The organism is Armatimonas sp., from assembly GCF_031410135.1.
In the GTDB taxonomy this organism is placed as follows: Bacteria; Armatimonadota; Armatimonadia; order Armatimonadales; family Armatimonadaceae; genus Armatimonas.
On sequence record NZ_JANNYP010000485.1, the window covers coordinates 1 to 13,153 of the forward strand.

Below are 13,153 nucleotides of genomic sequence, written 5' to 3' on the forward strand. Positions count from 1 at the left end.
CGGCAGGCTGTGGGATAGGAAACGGCTTTGTCGTCACCTATGCCTACAACTACTACCTAGGGGGAAATAATAACGCCAGTGGTGGAGTGATGACCAGCTCACTTCCTGCCATGGATCGGCCCGCCGACACCGTGCTGATCGTAGACGGCGCGTCCACAGCCCAGACCGCCGCGTTTGGTAGCTCGGATCTCTGGCCTGAGAAGCGTGCGGTGACAGCGGCGACGGGCTTTCCGACAACAGCCAACAGGTTCCCCTACCTGCTGGTACACTCCGGCAGTAGCCTGATGGCAGGTGCCAATGACTACGGAGCCCCGCGTGGACGGCACAATGGGATGACCAATGTGATCTGGGCCGACGGCCACGTGAAAGCCCGCAAGCTCAGCGCGGACTTCTTCCCTCCTGTAGGCGACAACCGCTACCAGGCGCTCTGCACGCCCCTGCTCACGGGCACTGGGATCGCAGCGGCTTCCTGCGCCCCATGTCTACTGCCTCAGCTCGGCTGCACGCCGTAACCCTCCTCCCCCAGCCCCTCCTCCCAAACGCCCAGAGGGCACCCGGAGGAGGGGAGTAATTTTCTATGAAACACACACTTCTTGCTCTCGCCAGCCTCTTTCTCATCGCGCCTGTACTTGGCCAAACGCCACCAATCTCCCCCATCGCCCAACCTGCCTCCGCAGGATTGGGAGGAGGGAAAAACGAGGGCCAATCGAACCGGCTTATCACCTTTGCTCAGGTTGAGCAGCGGATTGCGGGCTGGAAAGCAAAGTACCCCGACCTAGTTGAGATATCAACGCTTCCCGGCAAGACCCGCGAGGGGCGCTCGATTCCTCTTGTTCGCATCGGCAAGCCCGGCCAGCCCGAGCTGATGTGGCTCTCGGGGATTCATCCGCGCGAGCAGCAGCCCGCTTACTGCACACTACGCTTTCTCGACGAAGAGCTGGCGGCGGGCTGGACGAGTGGACGCTGCCTCTGGTACGTGCCGATGTTCAACGTGGATGGCAAACTCTGGGAGGAGACGCACAAAGACTGGCGCAAAAATAGAGTGCGCAACGGGGATGGGACGTTTGGAGTGGACTTGAACCGCAACTTCCCCATCCGCTGGGGCGGAGGCCGCGAGGTAGACTCTACCTGGAACGACTCCACGGCGCGACCCGGTGCGGATATTTTCGAGGGCTTGGCTGCTCTCTCCGAGCCGGAGAACCAGGCGCTGGATGCGTTCTTTGCGGCGCACCCGAACCTGCGGGCGTTTATGGACATCCATAGCCCCCTCCGTGAGATTCTCTTTCCTGCCCACAGCATCGCCCCCGACCATGCCCGCTATTTGAAAATCGTCACGGGGATGCAGAAGCGCCAGAGCGACTCCCCCTACTCCATCACCAAGTCCAAGCCAGGCAGCGAGCCTGCTCCGGGTGTGCGCGGCGGCAACTCCGGCCTGACCTACACGCATGCCTACTACAGCTACGGCATCTATGGCTTTAACTTTGAGATCAGCATCCCCAGCAAGACTAAAGGCGTCGCCGGGCGCTACCCATCGGAGCTTGATATCGCCAAGGAGTACGAGACCCATGTGAAAGAGGCTTGGCGCTTCTGGCTAGAGATGGCGGGTGAGCTACCTCTCGCAAAGAGTGGCGCACTGAGGCTCGAAGGCAGTGGTACGACCGACAAGCCCCTCACACCAGGAGCGATTCTCGGCTGGACACCCCCGACGATCAGCGGCGGCTCGTGGAGCTATGCTATTCTCACCTCGCAAGACCCCGCGATTGTCGTGCCCAGCGAGTACCGTAACTCCCCGCTCCAAAACCCGTTCACGATCCAGGTGATGCCCAACGCCAAGCCCGGCGCATCCGTGCCGATGACACTACACCTCTGGGACAGCGAGCGGCGACACAGCATCTATAAATTCCGGATGGAAATTCCCAAGAAGGAATAGCGCGAGGGAGCCGCGAATGGTGGGCTAACTCTTGGGAGGAGTCTTGGAAATGAATCGTTTTATGATCGGTGCCACTCTCACTCTTATGGTCGCGAGTAGCGCTCATGCGGGAAAAGCGACGGCGGGAATGCGCGTGGGTGCGCCCAGCTTCCGCTCGATGGGCTCGCTGACCTTTGGGCCAGAGGGCGTTCTGTTTATTGCGGACACAAAAGCCGCGTCCATTATCGCGGTCTCCACCGATGACACCAAGCCTGGCAAGGCGGCGACGGCGCTGAAGATCGCGGGGCTGGAGAAGAAAATCGCGGGGTTGCTGGGTGCGGAGCCTGCGCAGATTTTAGTTGAGGACATGGCGGTGAATCCGGTGTCGGGCAATGTCTATCTCTCGGTCTCGCGGGGACGGGGGCCTGAGGCGACTCCGGCGCTAGTTCGTGTCAAGGGCGAGAGTGAGGTCGAGCTGGTGGCGCTGGAGAAAGTGCACTTCTCCGAACTCGCGCTGCCTGCGGCTCCGGCGGAGAGCACCGCGGGGCGGAGCAATCCTCGATTGGAGTCTATTACCGATCTGGCGTACCAAGATGGGCGCTTACTGGTAGCCGGGCTCTCCAATGAGGAGTTTGCTGCAACCCTACGCTCGATTCCGTTTCCGTTCAAGGATGGTGTCAACCCAACCAGCGTGGAGATCTACCACGGTGCTCACGGGCGCTTCGAGACCCGCGCCCCGATCCGCACCTTTGTCCCGTTTATGATCGGCAAAGAAGCCCATGTGCTGGCGGCCTACACCTGCACGCCACTGGTGCAGTTTCCTCTGAGCGCGATCAAGCCCGGTGCTAAGATTCAGGGCAAGACCATCGCGGAGCTGGGCAACCGCAACCGCCCGCTGGACATTATCTCCTACCAAAAAGACGGGCACGTGAACCTGCTGATGGCCAATAGCGCTCGTGGCGTGATGAAGATCGTCACGGAGAGCATTGAGAAAGCCGAGTCGATCACCGCGCCGGTTCCCGATAAAAAAGGCGTCGGCTATGAGACACTCGCCGACTGGACGGGAATTGACCAACTCGATAAGCTCAACAACAAGACTGCCGTGGTTCTGCGGCGCGACGAGGGCGGAGCGCTGACCCTCGAAACCCGGCCTCTGCCGTAATGCGAGGGGCAGGCCAGAGCGTCACGTTGCGCTGGGTTGTCGGGCCGCAAGGCCCGAGCCGAGCGAGCGTCGAAGCCTCTGGCCTGCCTGACCCGCAGCAGCTCAAAGTCTTTGCAGGCGAGCAGCGCGAGACTGCTATGGCAGGCAGTGTTCGCCAAATTGGCAAGCACACGGTCTTTGAGCCACGCTTCCCGTTGCTTCCCGGCACGACCTACTACGCCGTCTGCGGCACGGTGTCGGTTCGCTTTCGCCTGCCCTCACCGGCACCGTCCGTGCCCACGCGCGTGGTCCAGGTCTACCCCAGAGCCAGCACCCTGCCCCTAAATCTGCTCAAGTTCTATGTCCACTTCTCCGCCCCGATGAGCCGTGGGGACTCATACCAGCACATTCGCTTGCTCCGAGCCGATGGCACGCCCGTAGATCTGCCTTTTCTGGAGCTCGCCGAGGAGCTATGGAGCCCGGAGCAGACGCGCTTGACCCTGCTCTTTGATCCCGGACGCATCAAGCGGGGCGTGAAGCCACTGGAAGACATCGGCGGCGCTCTGGAGATGGGGAAGCACTTCACCCTGGAGCTCGCCACGACCTGGCAAGATAGCCACGGCAAACCTCTGGCGGCTCCGTTTCGCAAGCGCTTTCTCGTCACCGAAGCCGACCGCACCCCGATTGAGCCGTCACGCTGGCGTATCATCCCTCCCCAAATCGGCACCCGTGAGCCACTGGTCGTACACTTCAACGAGCCTCTGGATCACGCGCTGGCCCAGCGCCTGCTCACGGTAGAGAAAATATCTGGCACGGTTGCTCTGGAGGACTCGGAGCGGCGCTGGCGCTTCACGCCCCAGAAGCACTGGCAGAGGCGTCGCTACTTTCTCGTTGCCTCGCCACTATTAGAAGACCTAGCGGGCAATAATATCGGCAAGGCATTCGATGTGGACACGTCGCGCCCCTCTCAAACTTTCCGTAGCGCTCCTGTTCATCTTCCGTTTTCTCCGCGGTGACGATGCCCCCTCCGTGATTCCCTCCTCCCCCTGCCCCTCCTCCCAATCCTGGGAGGAGGGTAGAGAGGGGAGCCTATCTTCTGAGGCGCTATAGTAGCGAGTCTCCCCTCTGCCCAACCTGCCTCCGCAGGGTTGGGAGGAGGGGCAGGGGGAGGAGGGAATAAATCAATAATTTTAATATCATTCTTGACATTATTAATTTTCATGATAGATTACTACCATGAACCAAAGCCCACAGCACTGCCCTGTCTGTGAGAGTGTCCTGCGTGTCTCCGAGCTGAGCTGCACGGCCTGTCGTACTCGGCTCTGTGGCGACTTCCCGCCGCCGCCGCTCGCACGCCTTTCGCAGGAGCACCAGAGCTTTATTGAGACGTTTGTGCGCTGCCGGGGGGTGATCCGTGATGTGGAGCGTATGCTGGGCATCTCGTACCCCACGGTTCGTGCCCGCCTCGATGCCGTGGTGAATGCGCTTGAGGGGGCACTCACCGAGCCTACTGTCGCTCCCGACAACCCGCGCCGCCATGCAATCCTGCGCCAAGTGGAAGACGGCACCCTGACCGTTGCGGAAGCCACTAAGCTTCTGTCTGAACTTTAGATTTCAAGAAAGAACCAAGCTATGTCAAAAGAAGAAAACCTCAAGATCTTGCAGCTCCTCCAGGAGGGCAAGATCACCGCCGACGAAGCCTCCCAGCTCTTAGCCGCGATGGAGAAGCCTACCGAAGCGCCTACTCCCCCGCCCGCTCCAGAACCCGAAAAAGCTCCTCCACCTGTGGGGGCGGGGGGGGCAGATGACTTTGAGTCCGAGACGCTGAACCGGGCGCGGGCGAAGATCGCAGCGGCGCGGGAGAAAGTGGCAGGGATGGACCAGCAGCTTGCTGCCGCCGAGGAGCAGATAGAAGAGGCGAAGAAATCACCCGATCCGATTGGGGCGCTCAATCAAGCGCTGAAAGGGCTGCCCGGTGCCAAGAGCATCGCGGGCTCGTTCCGGGACTTCGATGCCGGGCGCTTTGCGTCCAACGCCGCCAAGCAGGCCCGCAAGCTGGGCAAGCAGGTCACCGACTCGATTGGCAATATAGATATTAACCTCAACCTCAACGACATCACGCAGAGCTTCCAGGGTGAGCCGACACTGGAGCAGGCCTATGAAGTGACTCTGGCGGTGCCTTCCGGGCAGACGCTGCGTGTCAAAAATCCCTTTGGCGATATTACGGTCCAGGGCGGCGACTTCCCTGAGGTGCGTGCCGCCGGGACGCTGCGGGTCTGGGCTGCGACACCCGAAGAGGCGCAGGCCGTTGCCGAGGCGATCCAGGTAACCACCGAGAGCAACGAGACCGGCGGCGCGATCATTGCCAGCGGCGCGGTGAAGGCCAAGCGTGTCCAGCTCAACCTTAAGGTCTTTGTGCCTGCCGAGGGCGTCAAAGTCTCGCTGCTCTCGCCGTCAGGGGATCTCTCGGTTCGAGGCGTCAAAGCCGCGGTGGTGGCGGCAAGCCAGTCGGGCGACATTCAGCTCTCCGAGATCATGGGCGATGTGGCAGCGGAGACGACTGCGGGTGATATCGCTCTGGAGGGAATTCTGGGCGCGGCCAGTGCCCGCACCACCTCGGGCAGTGTCCAAGCGCTCCGACTTGATGGAGCCAGCTTTAAGGCCGAGAGCCAGAGCGGCGATATCTCTCTGAGCGACGCGATTATCCCCACGGTGAGCCTCTCGGCTGTCTCGGGCGATAGCACAGTGCGCAGTGTCACCAGCCAGACACTCAGTATCCGTGCTGTCTCCGGTGATGTGAGCGTCGAGGAACACGATGGCGCGGAAGAGACCCTGCTCGATAGTGTCTCCGGCGACTTGAGCTTCTCGCCCAAGGGCAGCTTTGTCAAGGGCAAGCTGGTCGTCTCCACGATCAGCGGCGATACCAACCTGAGCTTTCCCTACAAGACCAACGCCGTCCTTGAGGCCCGCAGCAAGAGCGGCGAGCTGCGCGGTAAAGTGCGCGATAGTGAGGGGAACTTCCGCAAGATCAAGGGCGCAGGGATGGCAATTGTGAGCGAGTCCATTGGGGAGGGAACCGGGGCCATGGTCGTGCTCTCCTCAATTAGCGGCGATATCAATGTCGAGCAGGCTGAGGGCTAAAAAACCGTTATTCCCACCGTGTGGGGCATTCTTTGCTCCACCGAATATCTAGGGCATGAAATATCATGCCCTTCCCTTTCCTCTGGGCCTTGCACTAGCCCTGACACTCCTGGCTCCCGCCGCCTTTGCACAGTCCAGCACCAACTTATTCTTTGATCTGAGTAGCTTCACAGGTCAGAGTAGCGCAAACCTCAATAGCACCAGTGGTGGCCTTCTCTCAGGACTAACATTTCAGGCTTTCAATGGGACGCAGATGGCAACGGTCAAAGGCGGAGCAGGACTCCTCAAGACCCAGTACGGCCAGTCAGGACAAACGGCTTTTGATCTCAATCGTAGCGACTGGTTCTACACCCTCTGTGTGGAGCCTACTGCCTGGCTTACCAATGGTGCCAGCAACGATATTAGCACGACCAAGGGTTTTATGCAGCCCTGGGCCAGCACTCCTGACCCTAAAGCAAACGACACGCTCGCACTCCTCTACCACAACTACGCCAACCGCAACCCCGCCGATCCCAGCAGCCCTCGAGTTGCCAACACTCTCGGAGAGCAAGCCGGACTTCAGCTTGCCTTCTGGGAGATTGTCAACGACTTCGACTCCAGTAAAGCCAACTTTGGGCTCGACCTGAGCCAGGGACTGTTTAACTTCAAGCTCAACTACACCGATGGCTCTGTCAACCGCCAGGAGCTTATTGATAGCGCCAATAGCTATCTAACGTATACCAAGGATACCCTCAAGAGTGGCAAGGATATCAGTGGCTACCAGGCGCAGTACTTCCAGGTGAACAATACCGTAGACTCAAAAGGCAACCTCAGGGGACAAGACGTGGTCGGTGGCCAGAGCATCCCAGAACCAGGGACACTTGCCCTTGCGCTCCTTGGGCTACTTCCCCTAGCCGCACGCCGCCGCAACGCCCGCCGCTAGGGCCCGTGCCATCTGATCTTGGCCTTTCTCGGAGACGAGAAAGGCCTCGTCCTTGGCGTTGCTCAGCACGCACATCTCCACCAGCACCACGGGCACCTGCGACCAGATCGAGCCAGTGAGGGCACCTTGCTTACTGCCCACTGCGGTTCGGATGTCGGGGAGGCAACCGTTATCCCGCAACGCCCCTTTAAGCCCGGCGGCAAGCGCGGCATGAAACTTAGGGGCACGCTCTTTACAGGCCACGATCACGCTCGCACTAGGGCCACGCTTGCCCGTGGAGTCGGTGCCTTGGCGGTCGGGGAAGTAGGTCCAAAACCCCGTGCCCCCCTCGGAGTCGCAGTGGAGGCGCACCAGGAGATCGGCCCCAAAGGCATTGGCGAGCTCGGCGCGCTTCCTATTCTTGACAAACTCTTTCTCACTGGACTTCGTGAGCTTCACCTCATGCCCTGTGGCCTTCAATATCGCCTCCAGGCGCTTGGAAACGAGCCACGCGGCCCGCATCTCCGTGAGCTTCTTGCCACGGGTTCCCTCCCCTACCTCAGAGGGATGACCAGGGTCAATGCAGATTTTCATAGAGCCTCCTTGCGGCCACGCCACGGTGGCTACGGGCGTGTTTTTCTTCGGTACTGATCTCGCCCACAGTCTGTGCGTAGTCGGGCTCTACCAGAAAGATCGGGTCGTAGCCAAAGCCGTTGTTGCCACGCGGCTCGCCTGCGATGCGCCCCTCAAAAGTGCCTTCGGACTCCGCCAAGATCGTGCCATCGGGGGCCATGAGGCTCAGGACACAGACATAGCGAGCGCTGCGCTCACTGCCTACCTTGCCGTCAAGCTTTTTCAAGACTTCTGGAATCCAGTTCTCCTCGCTCACCCAGCGGGCGGAGTGCACACCGGGAGCGCCGCCTAGCGCATCAATACAGATCCCACTGTCATCGGCGAGGGCGGGAAGGCCCGTGTGCTGCGCGGCAGAGAGCGCTTTGATGCGAGCGTTTTCGAGGAAAGTCGCGCCGGTCTCCTCAGGGTCGGGAGCGTCGTCGGGGAGGGATAAAAGCTCAAGGTCGGGGAGAAGCTGCTGCATCTCCTCGACCTTATGGGCGTTACGAGTCGCCAGAATAATTTTCATCAAAGGCAGTATACCTACCCACTACCGAACTAGGCGCACATCGAAGCGCTCCAGCGTCCCCATGCTACGAGCACTCCCCCCACCTCCTAAAAGACCACCACCTCCACACCAAGCCTCGACCGTCAGCACAAGATGAATTCGTTCTTCTCGTGCCGGATCAGGCCGGTTGTAGCGCCCGATCAGGGACACTGCAGGCCCCTGTGGCCCACGTCTATCCGATACATTTCCACCAATGGGGAGGGATACATTCGCCATCGTACGTCTATCTTCCGAGAGAAGCTGATTCCCTTCGGTAAGGAGCTGCAAGCTAATATGTGTATCGGCAGAGGCGTAACCACCTATCACTGTCGCAGATGCAGCAAAATAGGTGTCGGAAAAAACAGACGTGACCTCTACCGAACGTACCCCAGCTGGCACAATCAGGACTTGTCCCACAAAAGCGGTTCTCCGCCCCGAATCCATGTACTTGCTAATGAAGGCAGAAAGTCTTCCCTGATCACTTGCCTCACAGGCATCACCTCGTTCGCTCAGTCCCGAAAAACTGAACGGCGCTGCCAGGCGCAAATCGGAGCTTGCGGGTGGAGGGGGCGGAGGAGGTGGATCATCCTCAATCACCATCTCGCCGGGGTTAGGGCCAGGACGCATCTTCTGGTTCTTACCCAGCGGATAGCGGGAAATCAAACTCTTACTGAGACCTGAGGCATTGAAGCGATTCTGGGCAGCCGAGAAAAACGAGGCATTTTTCTGTTTAAACTCGGCAAGTTTTTGTTCTTGCTGATTGGGATCACTGAGACGAAAGATCAGTTTCAGCTCATCGTTGAGCTTCTTGGGATCTACCCCTTGCTCTTTGAAAAGGCCCTGAAGCTGGCCATGAAAGTCTGCATTTGTGCGCTGAAGTACCGCAAGTCGCTGGTCTGAGAGCTGCTTTTGGGGAGCTGAGAGCTGGGGCAGTGCTTTTACATAGCTTGCCTTAAGAATAGAGAGATTCTGTTTTGTCAACAAAGGATTGCTTTTTGACTTGTCAACCTGGCGCATTTGGAGTTCCTCCTCGTTTCTTTATTCTCCAACGGCGAATATACCACAAACGTGACACAAGTTCTGTCAAGTTCCTAACAATCTGGCCCTGCCACTCTAGCAGGGCCAGATTACGGGCCCTACTTCTTCGGGTTCAGAACCTCGTCGAGCAGTTTCCAGGAGTCCGTGATGTGCAGGAGAGTCGCACGGTCTGTGGTCTTGGCCTTTGCGGCGGCCAAAGACGCCTGAAGCTCCCCAAGCGCGGCGCGAACCTGCACTTTTGCCTCACCCGAGAGAGGGCCAGAGTTGCTCCGAACGCGGCGGGCCAGATCGGCAGGCAGGCCCGCAGGAAGTGCGAGAGGTGCGGGAGGCGGGCCAAGCTTAGCCACGAGGGCATCCACGTAGGCACGCTGGAGGTTGCGGCGATAGAGATCCGTGGTGGGCTTGGGCTGTGCCAGCTCGCTGAAGATCCCGTTCTTGAGGTCCGTCAGTAGCTCGCTGACTGGGTAGGCCACCTTAGGAGCCGTGATCTCAAACTCCACCAGCTTGTTCAGGCGGCTGTCGCTGAGCAGGCCACTGATAAAGCGCCGCTGCTCAGAGAGCACCCGGTCCACCGTTCCCGTTGCGCTGGTCTTGCTGGTGATATCCGGGCGCACCAGGATCGGGCTGGTCTTGAAGACCAGGTCGTTGAAGAGCTGAACGGCAGCCTTCTGACGCGCCTTGGGCACGGGGGTGTAGTTGGCATTGCCACTCTGCCCGACATGGTACTCCGTCTCGGTCACGCCGCCCACAATCGTCAGCACATGGCCTAGCTCCAGCGAGCGCTGGCCCAGAACCTCGTTGTACATCGTATCCAGATCGGAGAAGTCGTCATCGGACTTGAGAGTCGCCGACGCGAGCCAGCCAAGCGTCCGCTCCAGGTTCTTCATTCCCAGGCGGGTTGCCTCGACCCCGTCGGCACCAATATCTTCCGTCTGGCGGCCCGGATCGTCGTTTGAGGGATTGCCAAAGCGCAGCATCGGGTTGGTCGTCTGCCGGTTGGCAATGGCATTAAGATAGGTCTTCTCGTCCTCCGAGGTCTTCACGCCAGGAAAGACCGAGTAGCCCCACTCAATCGCGAAGTGATCGTAGACCCCGATCTTGGGCATGAGCTGGGTCACTTTATCCTCGGGCTGTGCGACGTAGTTGTTACGCGCATAGTCCATGATCGAGGGCGTCGTTCCCCACATCTCGGTCCACTTCGGGTCGCGCAGGTTCGCGATAGGCACCGAGGAGCTGGACTTCATGTTGTGCGGAAAGCCCAGGGTATGCCCGACCTCGTGGGTGACCACGTAGGCCAGTAGCTCACCCGTCAGATCCTCCGGGAACGGCAGCTTGCGAGCACGCGGGTCGGAGTGGCTGGCCTGCACAAAGTACCAGTTCTGCACCAAGCTCAGGATATTATGGAAGATCTTCGGGCTCCCGTTGAGAATCTCGCCCGTGCGCGGGTCCGAGAGATGGGGGCCGTAGGCGTTCTCTATCCCCGAGGGCAGCCAGCGCACCATGGTGTAGCGGATGTCCTCATCGTCGAACTCCGGGTCTTCCTCTTTGCTGGGAATGTCGCGGCAGATCACCGCGTTCTTAAAGCCCGCCTTTTCAAACGCCGGGTTCCAGGCCTCGATCCCTTTCTTAATAAAAGGCTTCCACTTGGCGGGAATCTCGCTACCCATGTAGTAGGTGATCGGCTTGACCGGCTCGGAGAGCGCCGCGCCGGGATCTTTTTTCTCCAAGCGCCAGCGGTCAATGATCGTCACGTCCTTGACTTTATTTTCTGTCCCACCCAGCTCTTGGTAGCTGGTGGCAAACCAGCCCACGCGGCTATCAAAGAGGCGCGGCATCATAGGCTTCTCGGGCAACATCACGATATTGTGGTTGATCACCACCGTCTCCGAAGCACCACCTGCGGGAGCCCCTCCGCCAAACAGGCTAGGCGGAGCGCCGCCGCCTGCACGCGTTCCGGTCACTTTCACCAGCACGTTCTGCGGGAAGGACTTCATGCTCTCCACAAAGCTACGGCTTGGATCAAAGCTCGCGCCAAAGAGGCTGGAGTAGATCAAGGGCGAGGCATCTACCACCATAGACTCGCCGTCGCCGTAGGACAGAACCGTGTAGATCGCCAGAATAGGCTCGATATTGCCTTTTTCCAGCGCTCGCTTCACATCGCCGTGGTTCTCGTTGGCACGGATTCGGTAGCTCACGCCACGCATCAGGACTTTGTCGCCGCGCTTCTCGAAGCGAACCACGCGGTCTTGGATTTCCGTCTGGCCAAAGCCGTAGAAAGCCGACGAGCGCTCCAGGGTCGTCACCCACATCACTTCTTTGCCAAGAGCGGACTTGGGAATCTCAAAGTAGTACTTATCGTCTATCTGGTGCGTCTTAAAGAGCCCCGTCAGATCCGACTTCGCCTCTTTGGTGATCACGTCGGCGTAAGGCTTGGGCTTACCAGGTGCTGTGGGCGGCTGTGCAGGTGGGCCGGTTTGTGGCTTTGCTCCAGCGGGAGGAGTCGGCGGAGGCGTGGGTGGCTGTGCCAGCGCAACGGCAGGCAAGATCAAGGCAAGCGCAAGAGCGGTTGCACAGAGGCGCGGAGACAGTGGAGACATATCTAAAATGGTTCCTCAGGAGATTGTGACTAGTGCCAGGTGTGGAAAATTCACCCGACCTATTATAATCGCAAGAAGTCAAAAATTAATACATCACCTAAATTTAGGACATGTATTAATCTCTACTAGTCACGGCTTGCTCTTGGACGAGTCGCAGAAACGGAGTAAGCTGCCGGTGCTGCTGGTAGGTGACGCCCGTGAGATAGAGGTAGTGGAAGTCCCCCTGCCGGATCTGCGGCGTGCCCGTGCGACGAAAGTACCCTCCGACGCTCACGGGTATCTGAACGAGATCCACATAGGACGCAGCAAATAGTGCCGCTTCTTCCGGGCAAGCAGAGCGCTCCAGCAAAACAAGATGCACACGCCCCGTTTGCAGCGCTTTGAGAGCTTCCGTTGAGGAGAGCGTCTGGGGCACTAGGGTCAGCTCGGGCTGTTGTTGGCGGCACGCCGCAATAGAGCTTGCTACCAGGGGAGCTGTCTGTGCGGTGACCCCAACCACAAACCGATGTGGCTTCGTCGGCATCTCTTGAGCCTGTGCGGCTGGCCTTGGGGCGCGTAGCAGTGCGACTCCCCAGAGAGCGATGAGTCCGAAAGTGAGACCACGAAGGCTTCGTTGCACTCTGTCCATACTGTCAATAGTATCGGCAAGTGCCTAAAAAAATCAAGAGGCTTTCTCGATTTCTTAAACTTTTCTTTACATAAACCCAATCAAATCATGATTTCGGAAGAATCTATTCTCCCGGGCTGAGAAACCTTCCGAAAATCTCTTGATTTTTTTGCGACGATTGATATAATGCCCGTTGGCACTCTGAAGCCAAGACTGCTAATTTTGGAGTGAAAGCAAACTATGACAATTCGACCCCTGGGTGACAAAGTCGTGGTCAAGCCGTCGGAGTCCGACGAGAAGTCGGCTGGAGGAATCTTCCTCCCCGACACGGCTAAGACCAAGCCTACAGAAGGCATTGTGATCGCGGTAGGCAATGGCCGCGTCCTAGACAGCGGCGAGCGCAACACGCTCAATGTAAAAGTTGGCGATCTTGTTGTTTACAGCAAGTACGGCGGCACTGAGTTCAAGCTCAACAACGAGACCGTGATGATCCTCGATGAGGATCAGATCTACGCGATTAAGTAACGGAAAATAAAAACTATGGCAAGTAAAGAACTGCTTTTTGATGAGGCGGCACGCCGCGATAGAGCTTGCTACCAGAGGAGCCGTCTGTGCGGTGACCCCAACCACAAACCGATGTGGCTTCGTCGGCATCTCTTG

The 13,153-nt window shown here is 58.9% G+C and carries 13 protein-coding genes; 8 read left to right on the plus strand and 5 right to left on the minus strand.

Features of this window, described 5'->3' with window-relative positions; all coding sequences use genetic code 11:
- The 7 genes from RMO15_RS17855 to RMO15_RS17885 all read left to right on the plus strand — a co-directional run.
- Positions 1 to 512: hypothetical protein (locus tag RMO15_RS17855; RefSeq protein ID WP_309714899.1), on the plus strand; the 512-nt coding region annotated here is incomplete at its 5' end.
- 65 nt (positions 513 to 577) lie between these two features.
- Positions 578 to 1,930, plus strand: coding sequence for a M14 family zinc carboxypeptidase (locus tag RMO15_RS17860; RefSeq protein ID WP_309714901.1), 1,353 nt, complete (start codon positions 578 to 580; stop codon positions 1,928 to 1,930).
- A 49-nt stretch (positions 1,931 to 1,979) separates the two neighbouring features.
- Complete coding sequence (locus RMO15_RS17865) at positions 1,980 to 3,071, plus strand: hypothetical protein (protein ID WP_309714903.1); 1,092 nt, start codon at positions 1,980 to 1,982, stop codon at positions 3,069 to 3,071.
- On the plus strand, positions 3,071 to 4,066 hold the full coding sequence (locus RMO15_RS17870; RefSeq protein WP_309714905.1) for a hypothetical protein: 996 nt from the start codon (positions 3,071 to 3,073) through the stop codon (positions 4,064 to 4,066). Before RMO15_RS17865 ends, RMO15_RS17870 begins: the two co-directional genes overlap by 1 nt.
- 220 nt (positions 4,067 to 4,286) lie before the next feature.
- Complete coding sequence (locus RMO15_RS17875) at positions 4,287 to 4,661, plus strand: DUF2089 domain-containing protein (RefSeq protein ID WP_309714907.1); 375 nt, start codon at positions 4,287 to 4,289, stop codon at positions 4,659 to 4,661.
- A gap of 21 nt (positions 4,662 to 4,682) precedes the next feature.
- Entirely contained in the window at positions 4,683 to 6,191 is a 1,509-nt protein-coding gene (locus RMO15_RS17880) for a DUF4097 family beta strand repeat-containing protein (RefSeq protein WP_309714909.1), read from the plus strand.
- A 55-nt stretch (positions 6,192 to 6,246) separates the two neighbouring features.
- On the plus strand, positions 6,247 to 7,113 hold the full coding sequence (locus RMO15_RS17885) for a PEP-CTERM sorting domain-containing protein (protein ID WP_309714911.1): 867 nt from the start codon (positions 6,247 to 6,249) through the stop codon (positions 7,111 to 7,113).
- Here RMO15_RS17885 and RMO15_RS17890 read toward each other — a convergent pair.
- From RMO15_RS17890 to RMO15_RS17910, 5 genes are all read right to left on the minus strand, one after another.
- Positions 7,081 to 7,686 (minus strand): N-acetylmuramoyl-L-alanine amidase, encoded by a 606-nt coding sequence (locus tag RMO15_RS17890; RefSeq protein ID WP_309714913.1) that lies wholly within the window; start codon positions 7,684 to 7,686, stop codon positions 7,081 to 7,083. The genes RMO15_RS17885 and RMO15_RS17890 overlap by 33 nt on opposite strands.
- The gene (rdgB, locus tag RMO15_RS17895) at positions 7,670 to 8,236 is read right to left on the minus strand and encodes an RdgB/HAM1 family non-canonical purine NTP pyrophosphatase (RefSeq protein WP_369016134.1); all 567 of its coding nucleotides are present in this window, start codon (positions 8,234 to 8,236) and stop codon (positions 7,670 to 7,672) included. Before rdgB ends, RMO15_RS17890 begins: the two co-directional genes overlap by 17 nt.
- 18 nt (positions 8,237 to 8,254) lie before the next feature.
- Positions 8,255 to 9,235, minus strand: a complete 981-nt coding sequence (locus RMO15_RS17900; protein WP_309714917.1) for a hypothetical protein — start codon at positions 9,233 to 9,235, stop codon at positions 8,255 to 8,257.
- Positions 9,236 to 9,387: 152 nt separating this feature from the next.
- Positions 9,388 to 11,886: a zinc-dependent metalloprotease gene (locus RMO15_RS17905; RefSeq protein ID WP_309714919.1), complete on the minus strand. Its 2,499-nt coding sequence runs from the start codon at positions 11,884 to 11,886 to the stop codon at positions 9,388 to 9,390.
- 115 nt (positions 11,887 to 12,001) lie between these two features.
- Positions 12,002 to 12,505 (minus strand): hypothetical protein, encoded by a 504-nt coding sequence (locus RMO15_RS17910; RefSeq protein WP_309714921.1) that lies wholly within the window; start codon positions 12,503 to 12,505, stop codon positions 12,002 to 12,004.
- A gap of 228 nt (positions 12,506 to 12,733) precedes the next feature.
- Between RMO15_RS17910 and groES the strand changes: the two genes are divergently transcribed.
- The gene (gene groES / locus RMO15_RS17915; RefSeq protein WP_309714923.1) at positions 12,734 to 13,018 is read left to right on the plus strand and encodes a co-chaperone GroES; all 285 of its coding nucleotides are present in this window, start codon (positions 12,734 to 12,736) and stop codon (positions 13,016 to 13,018) included.
- Positions 13,019 to 13,153: the final 135 nt, after the last annotated feature.

Bases quoted from the DNA above. Each gene is read 5' to 3' on its own strand.
- RMO15_RS17860 (WP_309714901.1), top strand. From the start codon at position 578: ATGAAACACACACTTCTTGCTCTCGCCAGCCTCTTTCTCATCGCGCCT.
- RMO15_RS17865 (WP_309714903.1), top strand. From the start codon at position 1,980: ATGAATCGTTTTATGATCGGTGCCACTCTCACTCTTATGGTCGCGAGT.
- RMO15_RS17870 (WP_309714905.1), top strand. From the start codon at position 3,071: ATGCGAGGGGCAGGCCAGAGCGTCACGTTGCGCTGGGTTGTCGGGCCG.
- RMO15_RS17875 (WP_309714907.1), top strand. From the start codon at position 4,287: ATGAACCAAAGCCCACAGCACTGCCCTGTCTGTGAGAGTGTCCTGCGT.
- RMO15_RS17880 (WP_309714909.1), top strand. From the start codon at position 4,683: ATGTCAAAAGAAGAAAACCTCAAGATCTTGCAGCTCCTCCAGGAGGGC.
- RMO15_RS17885 (WP_309714911.1), top strand. From the start codon at position 6,247: ATGAAATATCATGCCCTTCCCTTTCCTCTGGGCCTTGCACTAGCCCTG.
- RMO15_RS17890 (WP_309714913.1), bottom strand. From the start codon at position 7,686: ATGAAAATCTGCATTGACCCTGGTCATCCCTCTGAGGTAGGGGAGGGA.
- RMO15_RS17905 (WP_309714919.1), bottom strand. From the start codon at position 11,886: ATGTCTCCACTGTCTCCGCGCCTCTGTGCAACCGCTCTTGCGCTTGCC.
- groES (WP_309714923.1), top strand. From the start codon at position 12,734: ATGACAATTCGACCCCTGGGTGACAAAGTCGTGGTCAAGCCGTCGGAG.